The 22,554-nt window shown below is 71.7% G+C and carries 21 protein-coding genes; 10 read left to right on the plus strand and 11 right to left on the minus strand.

Annotation, left to right across the window (positions count from 1 at the left end):
• The first annotated feature begins 65 nt into the window (after window positions 1–65).
• The 3 genes from HS041_RS35810 to HS041_RS35820 all read left to right on the plus strand — a co-directional run bounded on the left by HS041_RS35810 (window position 66) and on the right by HS041_RS35820 (window position 3,156).
• Entirely contained in the window at window positions 66–1,181 is a 1,116-nt protein-coding gene (locus HS041_RS35810; RefSeq protein WP_307845619.1) for a M24 family metallopeptidase, read from the plus strand.
• A 128-nt stretch (window positions 1,182–1,309) separates the two neighbouring features.
• The gene (locus HS041_RS35815) at window positions 1,310–2,455 is read left to right on the plus strand and encodes an acyl-CoA dehydrogenase family protein (protein ID WP_196445321.1); all 1,146 of its coding nucleotides are present in this window, start codon (window positions 1,310–1,312) and stop codon (window positions 2,453–2,455) included.
• A gap of 50 nt (window positions 2,456–2,505) precedes the next feature.
• Entirely contained in the window at window positions 2,506–3,156 is a 651-nt protein-coding gene (locus HS041_RS35820) for a formylglycine-generating enzyme family protein (protein WP_196445495.1), read from the plus strand.
• Window positions 3,157–3,284: 128 nt separating this feature from the next.
• Here the strand turns inward: HS041_RS35820 and HS041_RS35825 are convergent, their stop codons facing one another.
• Window positions 3,285–3,602 (minus strand): STAS domain-containing protein, encoded by a 318-nt coding sequence (locus tag HS041_RS35825; RefSeq protein WP_196445322.1) that lies wholly within the window; start codon window positions 3,600–3,602, stop codon window positions 3,285–3,287.
• A 317-nt stretch (window positions 3,603–3,919) separates the two neighbouring features.
• On the opposite strand from HS041_RS35825, the gene HS041_RS35830 reads away from it, so the two are divergent.
• Entirely contained in the window at window positions 3,920–4,390 is a 471-nt protein-coding gene (locus tag HS041_RS35830; RefSeq protein WP_196445323.1) for an Lrp/AsnC family transcriptional regulator, read from the plus strand.
• Window positions 4,391–4,455: 65 nt separating this feature from the next.
• On the opposite strand, the gene HS041_RS35835 is transcribed toward HS041_RS35830, so the two are convergent.
• From HS041_RS35835 to HS041_RS35865, 7 genes are all read right to left on the minus strand, one after another.
• Window positions 4,456–4,698: a hypothetical protein gene (locus HS041_RS35835; protein WP_196445324.1), complete on the minus strand. Its 243-nt coding sequence runs from the start codon at window positions 4,696–4,698 to the stop codon at window positions 4,456–4,458.
• Window positions 4,699–5,043: 345 nt separating this feature from the next.
• Window positions 5,044–6,015, minus strand: a complete 972-nt coding sequence (locus tag HS041_RS35840) for an N-acetylglucosamine kinase (RefSeq protein WP_196445325.1) — start codon at window positions 6,013–6,015, stop codon at window positions 5,044–5,046.
• Window positions 6,012–7,271, minus strand: a complete 1,260-nt coding sequence (locus tag HS041_RS35845; RefSeq protein ID WP_196445326.1) for a 6-phospho-beta-glucosidase — start codon at window positions 7,269–7,271, stop codon at window positions 6,012–6,014. The genes HS041_RS35840 and HS041_RS35845 overlap by 4 nt, the downstream gene beginning before the upstream one ends.
• The gene (locus HS041_RS35850) at window positions 7,268–8,164 is read right to left on the minus strand and encodes a carbohydrate ABC transporter permease (protein WP_196445327.1); all 897 of its coding nucleotides are present in this window, start codon (window positions 8,162–8,164) and stop codon (window positions 7,268–7,270) included. The genes HS041_RS35845 and HS041_RS35850 overlap by 4 nt, the downstream gene beginning before the upstream one ends.
• Window positions 8,161–9,099, minus strand: coding sequence for a carbohydrate ABC transporter permease (locus tag HS041_RS35855; RefSeq protein ID WP_196445328.1), 939 nt, complete (start codon window positions 9,097–9,099; stop codon window positions 8,161–8,163). The genes HS041_RS35850 and HS041_RS35855 overlap by 4 nt, the downstream gene beginning before the upstream one ends.
• A gap of 95 nt (window positions 9,100–9,194) precedes the next feature.
• Window positions 9,195–10,538 carry an ABC transporter substrate-binding protein gene (locus HS041_RS35860; protein WP_196445329.1) on the minus strand — a complete coding sequence of 448 codons (1,344 nt, stop codon included), beginning with the start codon at window positions 10,536–10,538 and terminating at the stop codon, window positions 9,195–9,197.
• Window positions 10,539–10,576: 38 nt separating this feature from the next.
• The gene (locus HS041_RS35865; RefSeq protein ID WP_196445330.1) at window positions 10,577–11,767 is read right to left on the minus strand and encodes an ROK family transcriptional regulator; all 1,191 of its coding nucleotides are present in this window, start codon (window positions 11,765–11,767) and stop codon (window positions 10,577–10,579) included.
• A 247-nt stretch (window positions 11,768–12,014) separates the two neighbouring features.
• On the opposite strand from HS041_RS35865, the gene HS041_RS35870 reads away from it, so the two are divergent.
• From HS041_RS35870 to HS041_RS35890, 5 genes are all read left to right on the plus strand, one after another.
• Complete coding sequence (locus HS041_RS35870; RefSeq protein WP_196445496.1) at window positions 12,015–14,312, plus strand: HelD family protein; 2,298 nt, start codon at window positions 12,015–12,017, stop codon at window positions 14,310–14,312.
• Between the two features lie 699 nt (window positions 14,313–15,011).
• Window positions 15,012–16,703, plus strand: coding sequence for an apolipoprotein N-acyltransferase (lnt, locus tag HS041_RS35875; protein ID WP_307845621.1), 1,692 nt, complete (start codon window positions 15,012–15,014; stop codon window positions 16,701–16,703).
• A complete protein-coding gene (locus HS041_RS35880) occupies window positions 16,703–17,446 on the plus strand; it encodes a polyprenol monophosphomannose synthase (protein ID WP_196445497.1) in 744 nt (247 codons plus the stop codon). The genes lnt and HS041_RS35880 overlap by 1 nt, the downstream gene beginning before the upstream one ends.
• Window positions 17,447–17,639: 193 nt before the next feature.
• The gene (locus HS041_RS35885; protein WP_196445331.1) at window positions 17,640–18,209 is read left to right on the plus strand and encodes an FxsA family protein; all 570 of its coding nucleotides are present in this window, start codon (window positions 17,640–17,642) and stop codon (window positions 18,207–18,209) included.
• 542 nt (window positions 18,210–18,751) lie between these two features.
• Window positions 18,752–19,543: an ArsR/SmtB family transcription factor gene (locus tag HS041_RS35890; protein WP_196445332.1), complete on the plus strand. Its 792-nt coding sequence runs from the start codon at window positions 18,752–18,754 to the stop codon at window positions 19,541–19,543.
• A 133-nt stretch (window positions 19,544–19,676) separates the two neighbouring features.
• Here HS041_RS35890 and HS041_RS35895 read toward each other — a convergent pair whose 3' ends face one another.
• Window positions 19,677–20,120: an SRPBCC family protein gene (locus tag HS041_RS35895; protein ID WP_196445333.1), complete on the minus strand. Its 444-nt coding sequence runs from the start codon at window positions 20,118–20,120 to the stop codon at window positions 19,677–19,679.
• 161 nt (window positions 20,121–20,281) lie between these two features.
• Here HS041_RS35895 and HS041_RS35900 point away from each other — a divergent pair, with 161 nt between their 5' ends.
• Window positions 20,282–20,458, plus strand: coding sequence for a hypothetical protein (locus tag HS041_RS35900; RefSeq protein WP_196445334.1), 177 nt, complete (start codon window positions 20,282–20,284; stop codon window positions 20,456–20,458).
• A 208-nt stretch (window positions 20,459–20,666) separates the two neighbouring features.
• Here HS041_RS35900 and HS041_RS35905 read toward each other — a convergent pair whose 3' ends face one another.
• On the minus strand, window positions 20,667–21,011 hold the full coding sequence (locus HS041_RS35905; RefSeq protein ID WP_196445335.1) for an RNA polymerase-binding protein RbpA: 345 nt from the start codon (window positions 21,009–21,011) through the stop codon (window positions 20,667–20,669).
• A gap of 146 nt (window positions 21,012–21,157) precedes the next feature.
• Window positions 21,158–22,519 carry an MFS transporter gene (locus tag HS041_RS35910; RefSeq protein WP_196445336.1) on the minus strand — a complete coding sequence of 454 codons (1,362 nt, stop codon included), beginning with the start codon at window positions 22,517–22,519 and terminating at the stop codon, window positions 21,158–21,160.
• Window positions 22,520–22,554: the final 35 nt, after the last annotated feature.

Below are 22,554 nucleotides of genomic sequence, written 5' to 3' on the forward strand. Positions count from 1 at the left end.
CGGGATTTCAGCCGTGGCGCCGGGGGCGGTGCGTCGTTGATCCCTCCCGGATTAGATTGGTCCATGTGACAAAGGAGTCCTCTGACCTGTATCCCGTCGCCCGCCTGGCCGCCGCCCGGGAGGCGACCGCCGCCGCCGGGCTCGACGCGCTGCTGCTCACCCCCGGCCCCGACCTGCGCTATGTGACCGGCTACGAGGCGCTGCCGCTGGAGCGGCTCACCTGCCTGGTGCTGCCCGCCGAGGGCGACGCCTTCCTGATGGTGCCTCGCCTGGAGCTGGCCGCCGCCGAGCACTCCCCGGCGTCGCGGCTCGGCGTCGAGTTCGTGCCCTGGGAGGAGACGGACGACCCCTACGCGGCCGTGGCCGCCCGGCTGGGCGCGGTCGGCAGGGTCGGGCTGGCCGACCGCATGTGGGCGATGCAGTCGCTGCGCTTCCGCGAGGCCCTGCCCGGCGCCGAGCAGGTACTGGCCGGGACCGTCCTGCGGGGCCTGCGCATGCGCAAGAGCCCGGCCGAGGCCGCCGCGCTGCGGGAGGCGGGCGCCGCGATCGACGCCGTCCACGCGCAGGTGCCCGCCTTCCTGAAGGCGGGCCGGACCGAGCGCGAGGTGGGCAGGGACATCTCCGACGCCATCATCGCCGCCGGCCACGCGACCGTCGACTTCGTCATCGTCGGCTCGGGACCCAACGGCGCCAGCCCGCACCACGAACTGTCCGACCGGGTCATCCAGGCCGGCGAGCCGGTCGTGGTCGACATCGGCGGCCAGATGCCCAGCGGCTACTGCTCCGACTCCACCCGGGTCTATTCGGTCGGGGAGCCGCCGGCGGGTTTCCTGAAGTACTACGACGTGCTCCAGCGCGCCCAGGAGGCCGCCTGCGCCGCCGTACGGCCCGGCGTGCCGTGCGAGGAGATCGACGCCGCCGCCCGCGAGGTGATCGCCGCCGAGGGCTACGGCGAGTACTTCATCCACCGCACCGGTCACGGCATCGGCCTGGAGACCCACGAGGAGCCCTACATCGTGACGGGCAACGCCGAGCCGCTGGCCCCCGGCTTCGCCTTCTCCGTCGAGCCGGGCATCTACCTGCCCGGCGCGCACGGCGCCCGCATCGAGGACATCCTGATCTGCACCGAGGACGGCGGCGAGCGGGTCAACCACCGTCCCCGCGAGCTCGTGATCGTCTAGGAGCCGTCTCCGCCCGTGTTCCCCGGCGGTTCGGGAAGCGGGCGCCCGATGCCACAATCGGGGTGACCGGCGATCCCGGTCGCCCCGTCTCTTTCGTGTTCCACGCCCATGATCTGGAGTGTGCGGAGATGTCCGTTGAGCGTGTCCTGCCGAGCCCCGAGGCCCACGACCTGCTGGATCTGGTCCGTGACCTGATCGGCAAGGAGGTCGCGCCCCGCGCGGCGGCCGACGAGTCCGCCGCGCGTTTCCCCCGCGAGGTGTTCACCACCCTCGGCGCGGCCGGGCTCCTGGGCCTGCCGTACCCCGAGGAGCACGGCGGGGCCGCGCAGCCGTACGAGGTGTACCTCCAGGTGATCGAGGAGCTCGCCGCGGGCTGGCTCGCGGTCGGCCTGGGCCTTTCGGTGCACACCCTGTCGTGCTTCCCGGTCGCGGCCTACGGCACGGACGCGCAGCGCGAGAGCCTGCTGCCGGCGATGCTCGGCGGGGAACTGCTGGGCGCCTACTGCCTGTCGGAGCCGCACTCCGGTTCCGACGCCGCGGCCCTGACCACCAGGGCCGTGCGCGACGCCGGCGGCTACGCCGTGGAGGGTGTGAAGGCCTGGATCACCCATGGCGGCGCCGCCGACTTCTACACGCTCATGGCCCGCACCTCCCCCGACGGGGCGCGCGGCATCTCCTGCTTCCACGTGCCCGCCTCCGCCGAGAACCTGTCGTTCGGCGAGCCCGAGCGGAAGATGGGCATGAAGTCCTCGCCGACCGCGCAGGTCCGCTTCGACGGGGTGCGGCTCGCACCGGACGCGCTGATCGGCGCCGAGGGGGAGGGCTTCCGCATCGCCATGGCCGCCCTGGACGGCGGCAGGCTCGGCATCGCCGCCTGCGCCGTCGGCCTGGCCCAGGCCGCCTTCGACGCCGCCGCCTCCTACGCGCGGGAGCGCCGCCAGTTCGGCTCCCGCATCGTCGACTTCCAGGGCGTCGGCTTCATGCTGGCCGACATGGCCACCCAGATCGCCGCCGCCCGCGCCCTCTATCTCGAGGCCGCCCGCGCCCGCGACGCGGGCCGGCCGTACGGCACGCAGGCGGCGATGGCCAAGCTGTTCGCCACCGACATGTGCATGAAGGTCACCACCGACGCGGTGCAGGTGCTCGGCGGTTACGGCTACGTGGAGGACTTCCCGGTCGAGCGTTACATGCGCGAGGCCAAGGTCCTGCAGATCGTCGAAGGCACCAACCAGGTCCAGCGCCTGGTCATCGGCCGCGCCCTCGCCAAGGGATAGCACCCGTGGGATCCGGCGGTTCGGCGGGGCCGGCCCCCGCCGCCGAGCGCATGATCGAGGTCCCCGCCGGGGTGGTCCACCTGCGGGACGAGGGCACCAGGACGAACTGGAGGGTCGAGGTCGCGGCCTTCCTGCTGGCGCCGCACCCCGTGACCCGCGAGCTGTACCAGGCCGTCACGGGTGAGGCCCCGGCGAGTCCGGCGGGGCCTCGGACGCCGGTGACCGAGGTCTCCTGGAAGGACGCCGTCCGGTTCTGCAACCTGCTCTCGGAGACGACGGGGCTCGACCGCTGCTACTCGCCGGGCGAGGACCCCGACGGGCAGGACGTGGTCTGCGACCGGGAGGCCGGAGGCTACCGGCTGCCGTCCGAGGCGGAGTGGGAGTACGCCTGCCGGGCCGGGACCTCCGGCGTCCGCTACGGCGAGCTGGACGAGATCGCCTGGCACCGCGGGAACTCCGGCGGCGAGGTGCACGACGTGGCGACCAGGGCGCCGAACGCGTGGGGCCTCCACGACATGATCGGCAACGTGTGGGAGTGGTGCTGGGACCTCTACGATCCCGGCGTCTACGGCCCCTACCGCGTCTTCCGCGGGGGAAGCTGGTCCGACCTGCCCCGCGGATGCCGGGCGTCGTGCCGCCGCAAGAGTCACCCGGCCCTCCGCATCGACGACCTCGGCTTCAGGCTCGCCCGATCGCTCTGACCCGATCGCTCTGAGGGCCGCGCCGGACCGGGACCGCGGGCGCTCACGGCTGCCGCCCGGGTTCCGGGGCGCAGCGGACCCGAACGGCCACGACCTGGGCGGCCGGGAGCGCCGGGACGTACGCGCCGTCAGGCGCAGAGCAGGGCGGGCTCCAGGGTGAACAGGCGGTTCAGGCCGGTCAGGCGCAGGAGGCGCCGGACGGCGGCCGGCACGCCGATGAGCTGGACGGTGCCGCCGAGCTCGCGTGCCGTGTTGTTGACGGCGACCAGCGTGCCGAGGCCGCGGGCGTCCATGAACGTGACTCCGGACAGGTCGACGAGAAGCCTGCCGCCGGCGGTCAGCGCGCTCTGCAGGCGGGCGTGGAGCACGGGTGCGGTGGAGATGTCGATCTCTCCGCTCACCCGGTGGACGGCGGGACTCTCGTGACTGATCACGGATAGGTCCACGCGGGACCTCCAATCGGGGCGAACGCCAGGCACCCTTCTTCGGGCACGGTATGACATCCTGCGGTCGGGCGCCACCGGGACGGCGGCGCCTACGCGACTACCTCTATAGACGCGTTCGGGGGCGGGGTTGTTCCCTCGGGCCCGGGACGGCGCTCACCCCTTTCGGGCCGCGGGCCGCCGGTGCCGGGGCGCGGACGCCTGGGAGGGTTCGGAGCGCGCCCGTCCTGTGCGCGGCGGGCGGCGGGTGACGTGCGACGGAGCCGGATCGTGACCATGGGCCGGTCACAGGGCGTCCGGGATCACGCTACCTTGGGCGGGTGGAGGAGATCGACCGCCGGATCGTGACATTGCTGGCCAAGGACGGCCGGATGAGCTTCACCGACCTCGCCCGGGAGACGGGGCTGTCGGTGTCGGCGGTGCACCAGCGGGTGCGCCGGCTGGAGAAGCGCGGGGTGCTGCGGGGCTACGCGGCGCTGGTGGACCACGAGGCGGTCGGGCTCCCTCTCACCGCGTTCGTCTCCATCAAGCCGATCGACCCCGCCGCCGCCGACGACGCCCCCGAACGGCTGGCGCACCTGAGCGCGATCGAGGCCTGCCACAGCGTCGCGGGCGACGAGAGCTACATCCTCAAGGTGCGCGTGGCCTCGCCCGGCGCGCTGGAAGAACTGCTCAGCCAGATCCGCGTCGCGGCCAACGTCTCCACCCGGACCACGGTCGTCCTCAGCACGCCGTACGAGCACCGGGCCCCCGAGCTGATCGAGGCGGGGTCCGAGGAGGAGAAGGCGTAACCCTCCGGGCTCCGATCCTGCCGGGCTCCGGGCGGGACCGGTGCCCGCGGTCCGGACAGGTGGGATCATGCGCGGGTCTTGGAGCCGCCCTTGGTCTTGTGCTTCTCGACGACTTCCTTCTCGGTCAGCTCCAGCAGGTCGTCGGCGGTCAGCAGGACCGCCGCCTCGACCTGGCCCTGCGGGTGGGTCACGGACGACCGCTCACCGGCCGCGTCACCGAAAGCCATGATCGCGGCGACGGCCAGCGGGAGGCCGAGCGCGACGGTCAGGATGCGGAAGACGGTGGCGAGGGTGGCGATGGCGGTCATTTCGGTGATCCTTTGCGGTCCTTCTGGGCGCCCCTTGGCTGGAAGAGCGTGGCCGCGGTTCGGCCTTTCGCTTTCTAGTAAGCCCGCCGGAGGTGGCGGGAGAAGTGCGCAAAAGGTGCAGGAAGGTTGCTACCGCCAGGAAGTTCTCAACTCCGGTGGTGTGCGGCCGATGATCTGCCCCCACCCGTCGGCCCTTCCGGCTGCGGGGGCCTCTCATGCGGCCGGGCGCGGGGGCCCGGCGACCCCGACCGTGAGAGACGGCGGCCTCCTGCGGCCATGCGAGGCACGGCCGCAGGATCGGGCCCGCCGCTCCGGCGTGTCAGGCCGCCGTTCCCGCCCCTCGCGTCATGCCATGGCGTGGAAGCGGGCTCGCAGGCGGGCCTTGGCCTCCTCGCCCGCGCCGAGGGCGTCCAGGCCGAGGAGGGCGGCGCCCACGATCGGCGGGACGTCGGCGACGACCAGTTTGGCCTGGGGCGCCCGCTCGGCGAAGCGCTCCTCGAGCATCTCGCTCAGCAGCGGGTCGCGGGCGGTCAGCACGCCACCGCCCAGGACCACCTCCATCGGGGTGCCGAGCAGGTCCAGGCGGCTCAGTGCGACCACCGCGAGCACGGTGACCTCGTCGGCCATGCGCGCGATGAGGGAGCGCGCCACCGCGTCGCCCGAGGCGGCGGTCGCCATCAGCACCGGCACGAGCTCGTGCAGCCTGAGGTGGGGCAGGTCGCCGAAGTGCAGGCCGAGGGAGACCTCCTCGACGGTGCGGGCGCCGAAGTGCTCGCGAACCGCGTGCTCCAGGGCGGTGGCCGGACCGCGGCCGTCCTCGGAGCGCACGGCGTGCCAGAGCGTCTCCTCGCCCAGTCCCATGCCGCCGCCCCAGTCACCGCTGATCTTCCCGAGGGCGGGGAACCTGGCGATCTCGCCGGTGGGGGAGACCCCGACCGCGTTGATCCCCGCTCCGCAGACCACGGCCACCCCCGAGGGACCGGAGGCCCCGGCGCGCAGCAGCGCGAAGGTGTCGTTGCCGACGACCACGTTCCGGCCGTACCCCCGGGCGAGGATCTCGTCGCGGAGGGTCTCCTCCTCGACCGGCAGGTCCGCCCCGGCCACGTACGCGGCCACATGGTCGGCGTACGGCGCGGCCGTCTCCGGGCCCAGCATGCGCCGTACGATCTCGCCGACCACGTCGACCGCGACGCCCACTCCCGCGCTCTGCGGTTCGAAGGCCGCACCCCGGCCGGTGGCCAGGACCGAGCCGTCCTCGCCGACCAGCGCGACGTCGGTCTTGCTGTTGCCGCCGTCGACGGCCAGGACGGTCCTCACGCGCTCGCCCAGGCCAGGTGCCCGCGGTTGGCCTCGATCAGGCGCCGGGCCAGGTCGTCGGCGAGTGAGGCCTGGCCGATGAGCGGGTGGGCCAGCAGCGCGTCGGCGACCCGGTCCTCGCCGCCGTGCAGCGCGGCCCGCAACGCCAGCGTCTCGTAGGCGGTGACGTGCGCGATGAGGCCGGCGTACAGCGGCTCGACCGCCGGTACGGCCAGCGGCACGGCCCCGGCGGCGGTGACGGTGGCGGGCACCTCGACGACGGCGTCGTCGGCCAGGAACGGCAGAGCCCCGTCGTTGCGGAGGTTGACCACCTGGGTGTCGCCCCGGTCGCCGAGCAGCGAGGCGATCAGCGCCACCGCGGCCTCGGAGTAGAACGCGCCGCCGCGCTTGCCCAGCAGCTCCGGCTTGGTGGTGACCGACGGGTCGGCGTACAGCTCCAGGAGCTCGGCCTCCATCGCCGCGACCTCGGCCGCCCGCGAGGGCTTGGCCCGCTGCTCCTCCACCACGAGGTCGTGGGCGTAGAAGTAACGCAGGTAGTAGGAGGGCACCGCTCCCAGGCGGCGGATGAGGTCCACCGGCAGGCCGACGTCGTCGGCGATCTCCTGGCCGTGCGACTCCAGCAGCGCGGGCAGCACGTCCTCGCCGTCGAGATGGACCGCGCGCTCCCAGGTCAGGTGGTTCAGGCCGACGTGGCCCAGGGAGATCCGCTCGGGGGCGACGCCCAGCTTGGCGGCGAAGCGGCGCTGGAAGCCGATGGCCACGTTGCACAGGCCGATGGCCCGGTGCCCGGCGTCCAGCAGCGCCTTGGTGACGATGCCGACCGGGTTGGTGAAGTCGACGATCCACGCGCCGGGCGCGTGCTCGCGGACCTTCTCGGCGATGTCCAGCACCACCGGCACCGTGCGCAGCGCCTTGGCCAGGCCGCCCGCACCGGTGGTCTCCTGGCCGACGCAGCCGCACTCCAGCGGGAGCGTCTCGTCGACGTTGCGGGCGGCCTGGCCGCCGACGCGCAACTGCAGCAGTACGGCCTCGGCTCCGGCGACCCCTTCCTCGACCGAGGCGGTCGCGACGACCTTCGCCGGATGCCCGGCGTGCGCCAGCATCCGGCGGGCCATGCCCGCGACCAGGTCGAGCCGGTGGGCGTCCGGGTCGACCAGCGCGATCTCGGTGAGCGGGAGCTCGTCGCGCAGCCGCGCGAATCCGTCGATCAGCTCGGGCGTGTACGTCGAGCCGCCCCCGACAACGGCGAGTTTCAACCTTTTACTCCTGTCAAGGTGACGCCCTCGATGAAGACTCTCTGGGCGAGGAAGAATACGATGATCACAGGTGCCATGACGAGCAGGGTCGCCGCCATGGTGAGATTCCACTGCACGCTGTGCAGGGCCTTGAACGACGCCAGTCCGATCGACAGCGTCCAGTTGTCCAGGTTCGTGGAGGCGTACAGCAGCGGGCCGTAGTAGTCGTTCCAGCAGTAGAAGAACTGGAACAGCGCCACCGCGGCGATCGCGGGCCGGGCCATGGGAAGGATGACGCGCGCCAGCGTCGTGAAATCCGAGCAGCCGTCCACCCGGGCGGCGTCGGTGTAGTCCTTGGGGATCGTCAGCAGGAACTGCCGGAGCAGGAAGATGGAGAAGGCGTCGCCGAGCAGCATCGGCAGGATCAGCGGCCACAGCGTGCCGGTCAGCTCGGCCCGAGCCCAGATCAGGTAGACCGGGACGGCGACCACCTGCGGCGGCAGCATCATCATCGCGATGACCGCCAGGAAGGCGAGCCTGCGTCCGGGGAAGCGGAAGCGGGCCAGCGCGTAGGCCACCGGGATCGACGACAGCAGCATGAACGCGGTGCCCAGGCCCGCGTACAGCATCGTGTTCCCGATCCACCGCAGCAGCGGGGAACCGGTGAAGATCGTGACGAAGTTGTCCCAGTTCCACGTCTTCGGCCACAGCTCGCTGGTCAGCGCCTGCTGGTCGGTCATCAGCGCGGTGAGCGCGATGAAGAACAGCGGCGCGACGAACATGATCGCGAGTGCGAGGGCCAGGGCGTGGGTGGCGATCCAGTACAGGGTTCTGCGGCCCCTGGTGCCCGGGGCGCGCCGGGCTCGGGAACGGGAGGCCGGTGCGGGGGAGCGGGTGGCCAGTGCCGTGCTCACGAGACCTCCCGGTCAAAGGCGCGGAAGCGGCGCAGCAGGATCAGTGTGAATGCCATCGACGCGGCGAACAGCAGCAGGGCCAGCACGCAGGCGTACCCCATGGAGTAGTCGCGGAAGCCCGCGTGGAACAGCCACTGGGGCAGGGTGAGCGTGGACATCTCCGGATAACCGGGCACGAAGGCGCTGCCGGGGGAGTCGGTGGAGCCCGAGGCGACCCGGGCGGCGATCATCGCCTGGGTGAAGTACTGCAGGGCGTAGATGACACCGGTGACCGCGGAGAACATCAGCACCGGGGAGATCGTCGGCAGCGTGATGCTGCGGAACTGCCGCCAGGCCCCCGCCCCGTCGAGCGCGGCGGCCTCGTACAGGTGCTTCGGCACGTCCAGCAGGGCGGCCAGGAAGATCACCATGGTGTTGCCCGCGCCCCACAGGCCCAGCAGGGTCAGGCTCGGCTTGGACCAGTCGCTGTCGCCGAACCAGTCGGGACCGGTGATCCCGACCAGTTCCAGGAACTGGTTCACCGGGCCGGTCGCGGGATTCAGCAGGAACACGAACGAGACCGTGCCGGCCACCGTCGGGATCAGCGAGGGCAGGTAGAAGACGGTCCGGAAGAAGCCCGCGCCCGCCTTCAGCCGGGTGACCAGCTGGGCCAGCCCCAGGGAGAAGAGCAACTGGGCGGGGACCATGAAGGCGACCAGCCACAGGGTGTTCCCGATGGAGATCAGGGCCCGCTCGTCGGTCAGGAGGTAGCGGTAGTTGTCCAGGCCGATGAACTCCAGCGTGAACAGGTCGTAGCGGTGGAAGGAGAAGTAGACGGTCGCGACCAGCGGATAGGCGAAGAAGACCGCGAATCCCACCAGCCAGGGCGACAGCCACACGAGGGCCCGCAGGCCCTCGCGGCGCCGTGCGCGCGGCGCCGCGAGGACTGCGCTCACCGGTCGTTCACCGCGTCTCGTTCGCTGCGCGCCCGGCTCGTTCCCCCCGGTGCGCCGCGTTCGCTGCGCCGGGTCGTCTGGGTGCTCATCGAGGATCAGCCCCCGGAGAGCTTCAGCTTGTCGTCGATGCGCTTGTCGACCCCGGCCAGGCCCGCGTCGAGGTCCTTCACCGAGCCCTTCTCCCACTCGGCGATGAAGGTGGTGAAGGCCTCCTGGTTGAAGACGCTGTTGACGTTCGAGGGAAGCGTGCTGGTCTTCGGGTGGGCGAAGATGTCGAGGAAGGTCTGGAAGTTGGCGTCCTTCTTCAGGTCCGGCGACTCCATCGCGGCCTTGGTCGTCGGCACGTTGCGCAGCGCGTTGGAGAGGGTGACCAGGCCCCGGGTGTCGGTGGTCAGATACTTCACCAGCTCCCAGGCGTGCTGCGGGTGCTTGGCGCCCTTGGGCACGCCGATCACGGTGCCCGCGGTGAAGCCGCTGCCGTACAGCTCGGGCCTGTCGTCGGCGACGGGCAGCGGGGCGGTGCCGTAGTCGAGGTCCTCGGCGTCGTTGGCGATCATGGCGTTGCGCCACTCGCCGTCCAGCACCATGGCGACCTTGCCCTTGTGGAAGGGGTGCTCGGCGCTCCACTCGTCGCCCAGGCCCTTGCGGAACCTGTCGAGCTTGTCGTGGCCGTACCAGTCGATGAGCTCCTTCTGCCAGGTCAGGAGCTTCTTCCAGGCAGGGTCGGAGCCGATGGCCGAGGTGCCGTCCTCGTTGTACCACTTCGCCCCGACCATCGGACCCAGGTGGGAGGGGGAGTTCTCGTAGTACTGCACGCTCGGGATGAATCCGGCGACCTTGATGGTGCCGTCGGCGTCGCGGACGGTGAGCTTCTTGGCCAGCTCGGTCAGCTCGGACAGGGTCTTGGGCGGCTGCTCGCCCTTCATCAGCGCCTTGTTGTAGTAGAGGCCGTAGGCGTCGGCGAGCATCGGCATCGTGCAGCGCTTGCCGTCGAACTCGGTGTAGGAGCGCGAGGCCGCGGGCAGCACGCTCAGGTCGATGCCGTCCTGCTCGATCACCGGGGTGAGGTCCTGGAACACCCCGCTCCGGCACCACTGCGCCACGTTGTCGGTGGTGAAGGAGGCCGCGACGTCGGGCGCACTGCCGCCGCGGACGGCCTGGGTGATCTGGTCGTCCTGCACGCCCTTGGTGAGCTTGACGGTGATCTGCGGGAACTTCGAGCGGAACCCGGCGACGGCGTCCTCGAACGCCTTCACCTCGCTGTCGGCGGTGAAGCCGTGCCAGAGCTCGATGGTCGCGGCGGGCAGGGCCGCGGCGGCCGAGCCCGAGGCCTTGGGCTGGGAGCCGAGCGCGGGTGCGCCATCCTTGCCCGCGGTGCAGGCGGTCAGGGCCGTGGCCGCGACGGCGGCCACGGCGAAGGTGAGAAACCGTCGGTTCACGACAGTCGCCTCCTCGCGTATGGGGGGAATCGGGAGGATCAGGAAGGGACGGTGGAGCTGAAGACCTCGTCGCGGGTGGTGGCGAGAGCCAGGTCGAGGGCACCGGCGAGGACCGGGTTGCCCTCGACGGCCGACAGCAGCAACGGGGGACGGGGGATGGTCAGGGTGTGCAGCTCGTGTTCGACGAGCTCGCGGAGTGTCTCGCCGCCGGCCATGAAGGTGCCCCCGGCCAGCACGACGAGCTCGGGATCGACGACCGCGGTGATCGCGGCCAGGCCGACGGCGAGACGGGTGGCGACGTCGCGGAGCCCGGCACGGGCGTCATCGGCCCGCATCCCGGTGCCCTCCGAGGCCTGTACGGCGTTGCGCACGGCCGAGGTGAAGTCGGCGCCGCGCACGCCGTACGAACGGAGGACCCTGAGCACGGCGGGGCCGCCGGTGAGGGCCTGGAAACCGTGGTCGGCGCTGCGCCCGACGTCGCGGACGGTGGGGGCTCCGAGCGCGGGCATGTAGCCGACCTCGCCCGCGCCGCCGGTCGCGCCGCGGTGCAGCCGCCCGCCGAGCACCAGCGCCGAGCCGAGGCCGTCGTCGGCCCACAGGAGCACGAAGTCCCGGCGGTCCCGGGCCACACCGCGGGCCTGCTCGCACAGGGCGACCAGGTTCACGTCGTTCTCGATGTCGACGTGGACGCCGAGACCGTCGCGGAGGGTGGGGACCAGGTCGGGGATGTGCCAGCCGGGGATGTGCCCGCCGTAGCCGAGCCTCCCGGTGACCGGGTCCAGGGCACCCTGGATGCCGATCACCACGCGCCGCAGGTCGTGCGGGGCCCCGGCGCCGTCGAGTGCGGCGCGCAGCCTGCCCACGATGTCCCCGCCGGAGCGCCCCGGGGTGGGCAGCCGGTGCTCGCCGATCACCGACCCGGTGATGTCGGCGACCCTGGCCTCGATGCGCGAGGGGGTGACGTCCAGGGCCGCGACGTAGGCGACCGCCGGATTGAGGCGGTAGACCTCGGCCGTACGGCCCGGCAACCCCTCGCGGACGCCGTCCAGCACGACGAGCCCCGCGTCCTGCAGGCGGGCGAGGAGCTGGGAGGCGGTGGGTTTGGACAGGCCGGTCAGGGTGCCGATCTCCGGGCGGGTCAGCGGCCCGCGCTCCAGGAGCGCCTGCAGGGCGGCGCGGTCGTTGATCGCGCGGAGCAGACTCGGTGTGCCCGGTGTCGGCTGTGCCACGACCCCTCCAGATTCATCTGGTTCACCAGAGTTAGGAAACTTTCCTAACTTCGGATGAATCTAAGGAGCCCCAGGTGAAGTCGTCAAGCACCAAAGGGTGGCCGCAATCAACCTGTGATGGCGTCAGCAAGAGGAAGGGAATGCAAGCGTCTCAACGGACCTGCTAAGGTGATGGTTTGTCACAACAACCAGCACAATCAGCCAGCTCAGCACAATAAGCTAACTTAGCCCGGAGTACCCCATTACTATCAACGATAATGGAGCGACGGCACCCCGTCAAATCGAGCTCGCCAGGGAGCAGGAGTACGTCACCTCCCTCTACGGGCGACTCGACCTGTTGCGTGAACGCACTCAGCGACAGCTCGACGAAGTGCTGGCCCAGGGCGGAGGCGGCACCCACCAGAACCGCTCGGAGCGCGACACCTTCGCCGGGATGTACGCCGAGCGGCTGGCCCGGCTCTGGGCGGTGGAGAACAGCCTGTGCTTCGGGCGGCTCGACAACGCCGACCACATCTCCCTCTACATCGGGCGCATCGGCCTGGCCGACGACGAGCAGCGGCGGCTGCTGATCGACTGGCGGGCCCCGGTGGCGCAGCCCTTCTACCGGGCCACCCCCGCCGCGCCGATGGGCGTCACCCGCCGGCGCCACCTGCAGACCAAGGGCCGCACCGTGATCGGCGTCGACGACGACCTGCTCGACCTCGACGGCCTCACCGACGAGGACGTGGCCACGCTCAACGGCGAGGCCGCGCTGCTGGCCTCCATCGGTGCCCGCCGTACCGGCAGGATGCGCGACATCGTGGCCACCATCCAGGCCGAGCAGGACCGCATCATCCGCTCGGACCTGAACGGCGTGCTGGTCGTGCAGGGCGGCCCCGGCACGGGAAAGACCGTGGTCGCCCTCCACCGGGCGGCCTACCTGCTCTACACCCACCGTGAGAAGCTGGCCCGCCGGGGCGTGCTCATCCTGGGCCCCAACCTGACGTTCCTGCGCTACATCGAGCAGGTCCTGCCCTCGCTGGGCGAGACCGACGTGCTGCTGTCCACGGTCGGCGAACTGTATCCGGGGGTCACCCCGGCGGTCAGGGAGCGGCCCGAGACGGCCGCGCTCAAGGGCGACGAGCGGATGGTCCAGGTGGTGGCCCGGGCCGTACGGGAGCGTCAGCGCGTGCCGCGCAAGCCCATCGACATCAAGCTGGACCGATACACCCTCCGGCTCGACGGCCGCACCCTGGACGCCGCCCGCAACCGGGCCGCCCGCTCGCGCAGGACCCACAACGAGGCCCGCGCGGTCTTCGTCCGTCACCTGCTCAACGCGCTCGCCCGGCAGGCGGCCAAGCAGCTCGGCAAGGGCATGATCGACGATGACGAGCTGGCCGACCTCCGCGAGGATCTGCGCACCGAGCAGCCGGTGAAGGCCGCGCTGAACCGGCTGTGGCCCTACACGACGCCGCAGCAGCTCCTCATCGGGCTGTTCACCTCCCGTGAGCGGCTCGACTACGCCGCCACGGAGCTGAGCGCGGACGAGCGCGAGCTGCTGCTGCGCGAGCCGCCCCGCAAGGGCGAGAACTGGTGGTCGGAGTCCGACGTGGCGCTGCTGGACGAGGCCGCCGAGCTGCTGGGCGAGATCGACCCCGCGGTCCTGCGGGCCGGGGCGTGGATGGCCGAGGAGGAGCAGGCAGCGGCCCGCGCCGCCGAGCAGGAGGAGGGACGGGCCCAGCTCGCCTACGCCAAGGAGGTCCTCGAGCTGACCGGTCTGTCCGACATCATGGACGCCGAGAAGTTCGCCGCGCGCCACCTGGGCGACGAGTTCTACCTCACCACCGCCGAGCGGGCCGCCGGCGACCGTACCTGGGCCTTCGGCCACGTCATCGTGGACGAGGCGCAGGAGCTCTCGCCGATGGACTGGCGGATGGTCATGCGCCGCTGCCCCACCCGGTCGATGACGATCGTCGGCGACCTGGCGCAGACCGCCTCGCCCGCCGGGGCGCGCTCCTGGGGCCAGGTGCTCGACCCCTACGTGTCCGGGCGCTGGCGCGCCGAGAGCCTCACCGTCAACTATCGCACCCCCTCCGAGCTGATGGCCGTGGCCGCCGCGGTGCTGCCGCTGGTCGGCCCCGGGCTGAGCGCGCCCTCCTCGGTCCGGGAGACCGGCGCGCGTCCCTGGGCCGCCTCCCCGATCGAGTCGCTCGTGCCGGCGGTCCGGGCCGGGGTGGCCGAGGGCGGGCGCCTGGCCGTGCTCGTCCCCGAGTCCCTCAAGGAAGAGCTCGGCGCGCTGGTGGCGGCCTCGGTGCCCGGCGCGGTCGCCGGGCCCGGCATGGCCGCCCTGGACGCCCCGGCGGCGGTCCTGAGCGTCGCCGACGCCAAGGGGCTGGAGTTCGACACGGTCATCGTGGTGGAACCAGGCCTGATGCTGGAGGAGTCCCCACGGGGGGCGAGCGACCTTTACGTCGCCCTGACCCGGGCCACCCGGCACCTTGGTGTGATCCACGACACCGCTTTGCCCGAACCGCTCGCCCGGCTTGAGCGGCGCCGGATCGCATGAGAGCATTGGTAGCTCTCGTCGATCATGTCCTAGCTGCGGAAACCTGACGTTTCCGCAGTTGGTGACGGGGTTGACATCTGGACCCGGGTCGGTAGTTTGCTGCCCAGTCCAGCACGGGACTGGCCGGCTGGCCGTCCCCGGCATCGCCGGTTCCTGCGTCCGCGGCGGAGCACCGCTCCGCCCGTACAGCCAGGTGCAGAGCCGGAGATCCGCCGGGTCGGGGCACCCCAGCCGGGCGGGGGAATTGGACCCAGGAGGGGTCTGGACACCCAGTAGACAACGGCAATCCGCGCCCGCCGCCGACGGGACGGAACCGGTCCGAAGGGTCCGTCCGGACCCTCTTCCCGCTCCCGTGCCACGCCGCAGGTGCCGGGGTGGTCTCCAGGGCATCCGTCCGCTCTGGAGGCCGCCCCGTAGCTGTGGTGACCGGCTCCCGCCCTCGTCACGTCCTCGCTGTGTCCATGGCGACGCTGCGCGTCGCGGCTCGGGGGCTGGTAACCGGCTCCCGCCCTCGTCACGTCCTCGCTCCGCTGCGGGCGCTCCTCCGTTGGCTCACCGGCGCCCCCTCGCATGGAATGTGAGGCTCGCTTTTGGGCCGGGCCGGGCGGGGCGGTACCGTTCGGGCTAGCCAGCCCGCCATCGCAAGGAGCCCCGCCCGTGGTCCAGGAGAAGACGGCCCCCCCGTCGGGGGACGGATCCGTGGCGGAACCCGCGGACGCCTCCGGGGCCGCCGGTGGGAGCCGGGAGACCGGGACCGCTGCGGCGCAGGAGCCTCCGGGCGGTCCGCGAACGGCTCCTGTCCGCCTTCCGCTGCGGGACGCCCCCGTCAGGGCGGCGATGGCCGCCGCCGGAGGACTGCTGCTCTTCTTCGCTTTCCCCCCGCTCGGCCTGTGGTTCCTCGCACCGCCCGGTGCGGCCCTCACCGTCCTGGCGGTGCACGGCGCCCGTCCCCGCCGCGCCGCCTGGCTGGGCGCCGTCACCGGGCTCGGCCTGCTCCTGCCCGGCCTTCACTGGGTCAGCCCGATCGGTGTGGACGCCTGGCTGGGCCTGGTCGCCGTGGAAGTCCTCTTCTACGCCGCCTGGGGCGCCGGTGCGGCCCTGGTCGCCGGGCTGCCCCTGTGGCCGTTGTGGAGCGCCGCGCTCTGGGTGGCGATGGAGTGGGCCCGCGGCGTGTTCCCCTTCGGCGGATTCCCCTGGGTGCGGGTCGCCTTCAGCCAGGGCGGATCGGTCTTCACCCCGTACGCCGCGCTCGGCGGGGCCCCGCTGGTGAGCTTCGCGGTGGTGCTCTGCGGCGGCCTGCTCGCCCTCGCCGCCTCGCGGGCGCTTCGGTTCCCCGGTTCCCGGTCCCAGCGGCCCGCCGGGCCGTCGCGCCGCTGGGACCGGGCGTTCGCCCTTCCCCTGGCAGGGGCGCTGGCCGTCCCGGCCGCGGCCTTCGCCGTACCCCGTCCGGGCGACGAGGGCAGGAGCGTGACCATCGGGGTCATCCAGGGCAACGTGCCCGGCCGGGGCATGCACCCGCTGGGAGACGAGCCCGCCGTGGTCCTGCGCAACCACACGACCAAGCTCCACGAGATGGCGCGAGCCGTACGGGAGGGCAGGATGCCCCGCCCCGACCTGGTCGTGCTGCCGGAGAACTCCACCGACATCGACCCCTACCGCAGCGCCCTCGCCCGCCAGGAGATCGACGCCGCGGTGAAGGACATCGGGGTGCCCGTCCTGGTCGGTGCCGTGGTAGGGATCGGGGAGAGCAACCGCGCCACCCGAAGCCTGGTCTGGGACCCGGTCACCGGCCCCGGCGCCTACTACGACAAGCAGAAGCTGGTGCCGTTCGGCGAGTTCACACCGATGAAGGAGCTCGTCCTCGCCCTCTTCGAGCGGGCGGGGCTGGTCGGCAAGCAGTCGGTGCCCGGAACCCGCGACGGCGACCTGAAGATGGGGCCGGTGACCGTCGGGGCGGTCAACTGCTACGAGGTCGCCTTCGACGGCGTGGTCCGGGATACCGCCAGGACCGGCGCCAGCCCGCTGGTGGTGCAGACCAACAACGCGACCTACGCGCTGACCAACCTGCCGGCCCAGCAGCTCGCCATGTCCCGGTTGCGTGCCGTGGAGCACAACCGCGCGGTGGTCACCGCGGCGATCACCGGTATCTCCGCCTCCGTGACCCCGGAGGGGGAGGTTGTCTGGCAGACCCGCGAGCTGGTCCCCGACATGACCGTGCTGACCGTTCCGGTCCGTACGGCCTCCACGGTGGCAACCAGGGTTGGCGCGCTGCCCGAATGGGCCTTGATACTGGTGGGTACAGTCGCGGCGGGCGCGGCTCCGGTGCTCCGGAGGCGAGGCCTGGCGCGCTCCGCGAACCGAGAAGGTGGTCAGCAGGTGGGAGACGCGTGATGGAGCGGACGCTCGGCCGGGTGCTCGTCATCGTTCCGACGTACAACGAGCGGGAGAACCTGCCGATGATCGTCGAGCGGGTGCGCTCGGCGGTTCCCGAGGCTCACCTGCTGGTCGCCGACGACAACAGCCCTGACGGCACCGGCGAAATCGCCGACGGGCTGGCGGCGCAGGACGACCATGTGCACGTGCTTCACCGGCTGGGCAAGCAGGGGCTGGGCGCCGCCTACATCGCGGGCTTCCGCTGGGGTCTGGCCGAGGGCTACGACGTCCTGGTGGAGATGGACGCCGACGGCTCGCACCAGCCCGAGGAACTGCCCAAGCTGCTGGAGGCGCTGACCGGCGGGGCCGACCTGGCGATCGGCTCCCGCTACGTCCCCGGCGGCAAGGTGGTCAACTGGCCGCACTCCCGGGAGTTCCTCTCGCGCGGCGCCAACGTCTACACCCGGATGATGCTCGGCCTCCCGGTCCGCGACGCCACGGCGGGCTTCCGCGCCTACCGCGCCTCCACCCTGGAGAAGATCGGCCTGGACGACGTCGACTCGCAGGGCTACTGCTTCCAGGTGGACCTGACCCTGCGCACGGCCCGGCACGGCCTGCGCGTGGCCGAGGTGCCCATCACGTTCGTGGAACGCACCGTCGGCGCCAGCAAGATGAGCAGGAGCGTCATCACCGAGGCCCTGTGGCGGGTCACGGTGTGGGGAGTCTCCGGTCTGCCCCGGAGGCTGCGCCGTACCCGCTGAGCGCCCGCAGCCCGCTCGGGGCGCCGGTGAGCCAACGGAGGAGCGCCCGCAGCGGAGTGAGGACGTGACGAGGGCGGGAGCCGGTTACCAGCCCCCGAGCCGCGACGCGCAGCGTCGCCATGGACACAGCGGAACGCGGCGGCGTCCCCAGGCGTTGTCACTGTCGTACGGCTTCCGCCCTAGTGAGGAAACGATGCGCCTTCTCCTGTTCCTGGCGTTCCTGGTGGTCCCCGTTCTGGAGATCTGGGCACTGATCCAGGTCGGCCAGATCATCGGCGGTCCGCTCACGATCGCGGTGCTGCTCGCCGACAGCCTCCTCGGCGCCTGGATCGTCCGCCGGGAGGGCCGCCGGGCCTGGCAGGGTCTGCAGACGGCGCTGCGGGGTGGCCGGATACCCGACCGGGAGCTCGCCGACGGTGCGATGATCATCGCAGGCGGCGCGCTGCTGCTCACCCCCGGCTTCTTCACCGACATCGTCGGTTTCCTGCTCGTGCTGCCGTTCACCCGGCCGCTGATGCGCAGGCTGGGCTCCTGGTTCCTCGCCCGGCGGGTCCGGACCCTGGCCGGGGCCGGGGGAGGGCCCGGTCTCGGCATGCCGTTCGGTGCGGGCCCGACGGGCTCGGCCCGGTCGCCCTTCGAGGTGTTCGACGCGGCCGCGCACGCGCGGCCGGGCGGCTCCGGCCCGGTCATCCACGGCGAGGTCATCCGGGAGGACACCACCGGCCAGGCCACCCGGGAGGGCCGGGACCTCCCGAACGGCTAGAACCTCTGACGCATACGGTATGAACTGGTTCTGATGCGGACGCCGCACCGGCATCCATGAAGCCTTCCTCAACCTCGGCGTGTGCATCGTCGCGCTGCCACGTCATCCGTCTTCGTCAGAGGTTGTTAAGCGTGTGTCGTGTGAGCTCGGCCTGATGGGCCTCGGTCAGCCGCGCTACGTGGCCGTCAACGGCCGGCCCGGGAGCGGCCATCCGAACGAGGTGACGGCCGCACGTGGAGGGGCGTGCGCGTCGGTCACTTCTCCACGCGAGGGGGACGATCGCTGTTCGAGGAGATACCGGGTGAAGCATACGTAAGGCCCGTGAACGAAGTCGGGGCGAACCTGCAGCGGCCCGGAGTCCGACGACCGGCCGCCGGGTGTGCGCGTGCACGCCGGCACCTGCGAGGACGCGCCGAGGACGATCAGCTCCCGTACCCGCCCACCGTAGCCGCGCGTCTTGACATGCAGCCTTCCGGCTGCCTAAATTAAAGGCAGCCAAAGGGCTGCATATCGGTAGGCGGAACCTGGGTACGGGGGCGGGCATGGACGAGGTGTTCAAGGCGCTGGCCGATCCGAGCCGGCGCGCGCTGCTCGACTCGCTCAACGCCCGCAACGGGCAGACGCTGCGCGAGCTGTGCGCCGGCCTCGACATGGCCAGGCAGTCCGTCAGCAAGCACCTCGCGGTGTTGGAGGAGGCCGGGCTCGTCACCACCGTGCGGCGGGGCCGGGAGAAGCTGCACTACCTCAACGCCGCGCCCGTGCACGAGATCGCCCACCGGTGGATCAGCCGCTACGACCGGGCCAGGGTCCAAGCCCTGGCGGACCTGAAACTCGCCCTGGAGGAGACCCCGATGGACGCGCCGACCTTCGTCTACACCACCTACATCCGCACCACCCCGCAGAAGCTCTGGCAGGCGCTGACCGAGCCCGCCTTCACCCGCCGCTACTGGGCCACGGAGTTCACTACGGACTGGTCCGTCGGCTCGCCGATGACCTGGGACAACCACGGCGTGCTGATCAGCGACCCGGAGCAGGTCGTGCTGGAGGCCGAACCCTACAGCCGGCTCTCCTACACCTGGCACGCCATCACCCCGGAGCTCGCCAAGCGCTTCGGCTGGGACGAGGAGCTGCTCGCCCGGCTGTCCGGCGAGGCCCGCTCGAAGGTCACCTTCACGATCGAGGAGGCCGCGCAGGTCGTGAAGCTCACCGTCGTGCACGACGGCTTCGAGCCCGGATCGAACCTGGCCGAGATGGTCAGCCACGGCTGGCCGAACGTGGTGGCGAGCCTGAAGTCGCTGCTGGAGACCGGCGAACCGCTGCCGGACGATGCGTGACCTCCCCGATCAGGGCTCGACGACGTCGCGAGGTGTCATCGGCCCGGGCCCGCCCAGGCGACCGCCCAGAGGAAGGCGAGCGGCCCGAAGAGCCCCGCGGTCGCGCCGAGCGCCATCCAGAAGCCGCCGTGCCTCAGTCCGTGCTCAGATCGGCCAGTCGGCGCAGAGAGAGCCGGAACAGCGCCTCGCAGACCGGCCGCAGCAGCGGCCAGCCGGCCCTCCCGACCGGGCCGAACGGCAGGTCGAGCTCCTCCTCCCAGATGATCGTGCTGCCACCGCCCTGGCGCGGCAGCACCCGGAAGATCCCGGTGCCGCGCACCAGCCGTCCGGCGTGGCGGACTGCCACTGCCGCCGGCGGGTCCCACTCGACGATCTCCATGAGGTCCAGGAACCCGACCGGTCCCACTCCCGTGAAGGCCGCCAGCCTGCTCCCGGGGCTCCGGCCGTCACCGGCCGTGACACGGGCGCGGGTCAGGACCATCCACTCGTCGTGGCGGGGCCAGTCGGTGAGTACGGCGAACACCCGCGCGGGGCTCGCCTCCGCCTCCACCGAGACGCTGATGACAGCAGGGATCACTCCCGCATCATTTCCCGCCGTGCGGCGGGCCAAGCAGGGCCCTCTCTGACAGCGGTCGTTGCGGATCCCGTCAAACGGGATGTTATGGCGGTTTCTTCCGGGCGACGTTAGGCTTTCACGTCCACGGCCACCGCCGCTGGGTCATTCGGTTGGGAGCGTTCATGACGGATGTCGAGAACGGAGTCCGCGGCGTGTCCGGGATCGCGGAGTCCGTGGCACTGCCACGCCGCGGTGAGGCTTCCCGCTGCCCCCACGAGGAGGCGCGCCGCCGGTGCGTCCTGCCCCCCGGTCACCTGCTGGACCATGTGTACCCGCACCAGCGGGCCACTGCTCCCTGACCCGCCGGTGCGGGGTGCGGGCAGCGCCCGCCCTGCGGACCCGGGGGAGCGGCGCCGGGAGGAGCGGTCCCGGTGGGCGGCCTCCTTCGGCCCCTCGCGACTTCGGGAGAGCCCCCGTGACCCCGCGGAAAGGCCCCGGAAAAGCCGGAGCCTCCGGCACCACGAGGGTGCCGGAGGCTCTCCGGTCTGTGACCCGCCGCCCGGAGGGTCAGGCGCTCTTGCGGCGCTGGGCGCGCAGGATCGCCAGGCGCTCGTTGAGCACCTCCTCCAGGTCCTCAATCGTGCGGCGCTCCAGCAGCATGTCCCAGTGGGTCCGCGGGGGCTTGGACTTCTTGGCCTCGGGCAGCTCGCCGTCCACCCGCAGGGCGGTCACGCCGCACATGCGGCACTCCCACGTCGCCGGGATCTCGGCTTCGGCCGCAAGCGGGACGTCGAATCGATGGCCCTTCGGGCAAATGTAGGACACCTCCTGGCGCGGGGCCAGATCGGTGTTGCGGTCGTTCTCGTAGCTGGTCGCCCCGAGTCGGGTACCGCGCAGCGCACGCTCGCCCATGTCTTAATGCCTCCTGAGGGCCCCGTCGTGAGGGGTTCGTCTCCCACGGCGTACAACGCTTGATACCGTGTGTGGATTCCCACACACGACGTGATCCAATCGCGTGTTTTCCATGGGATCCACGGGGAGCCCTTTTCGGGCGGGTTTCAGATGCGTTCCGGGACCGGATTTCCGGCCGCGCGGATGGCCCGGGGCAGGTTGATCGCGGCCAGGCCGGCGAGGCCGACCACGAAGAAGATCACCAGTGTGAGGATGCCCAGCCGGTAGCTGTCGGTCAGCTGGAGCGCCAGGCCGAGGGTGAAGGAGCCCAGGAACGTCGAGCCCTTGTCGCTGATCTCGTACAGGCTGTAGTACTCCGCCTCCTTGCCCCTGGGGATCACATGGGAGAACAGCGAGCGCGACAGCGCCTGGGTGCCGCCCATCACGATCGCGATGGCGAAGCCGAGCGCGAAGAACGCCGTCGCCGACCCCTTGGGCAGGAAGTAGGCCGCGGCCACCACGAGGGTCCAGGCCACCAGGGCGGACATCACGACCCGCTTGGCCCCGAAGGACGCCGCCAGCCGGCCCAGCAGCAGCGCGCCGCCGAAGGCCACGAACTGCACCATCAGAATCGCCGCGATCCGCACCGTCTGGTCCAGCCCGAGTTCCTTGTCGGCGTAGGTGGCCGAGAAGGAGATGACCGTCTGCACGCCGTCGTTGTAGATCAGGTAGGTGACCAGGAAGGCCAGCGTCAGCGGGTAGTTGCGCAGGTCCCTGAGGGTGCGGCCGAGCTGCCGGAAGCTGCCGGTCAGCGCCTGCCCGGTGGTCTCGGAGCCTCGGTCGGGCATGCGCCGGTTGCGCAGCCGCAGCATCGGGATGATCGTGAAACCGCCCCACCACAGGCCGGAGGAGGCCAGCGCGAGGCGCACCGCGTCGCCCTCGGCGATGCCGAAGGACTCGTGCTTCAGGAACAGCGCCAGGTGGATCGCCAGCAGCAGGCCGCCGCCGAGGTAGCCGAAGCCCCAGCCCCGCGCGGAGACCCCGTCGCGCTCGTCGGCGGTGGCGATCTCCGGCAGGAACGAGTTGTAGACGACGAACGCCGCGGCGAAGGCGACGCTGGCGACCAGGAACAGCACGCCGCCCAGCAGGTAGCGGTCGCCGGACAGGAACCAGAAGCAGACCGTCGCCCCCGCGCCGAGGTAGGCGAAGGCCCCCATGATCTCCTTCTTCCGGCCGGTGTGGTCGGCCAGGGCGCCCACCATGGGCATCAGGATGATCTGCAGGACGGCGGCGGCGCCGACCACGAAGGAGTAGTAGGCACTGGGCCGCACGTCGAACCAGAACACCGGGACGTACGGCGACCCGGCGGCCTTGGCGGCGGACTCGGCGACCGTCGTCAGGTACGGCCCCAGGAAGACGGTCAGAACCGTGGTGGGGAAGGCCGAGTTGGCCCAGTCGTACCAGTACCAGCCGCGTTGCTCGCGGCGGCGGGACTGGGGGGTCTCTTCGACGGCCGGTGCGGCGGTCATGGGGGGGTCCTCGGTTCGCTCGGGGGTCGGGGGGC

This window comes from Planomonospora sp. ID67723 (genome assembly GCF_015711605.1).
Taxonomy (GTDB): domain Bacteria; phylum Actinomycetota; class Actinomycetes; order Streptosporangiales; family Streptosporangiaceae; genus Planomonospora_A.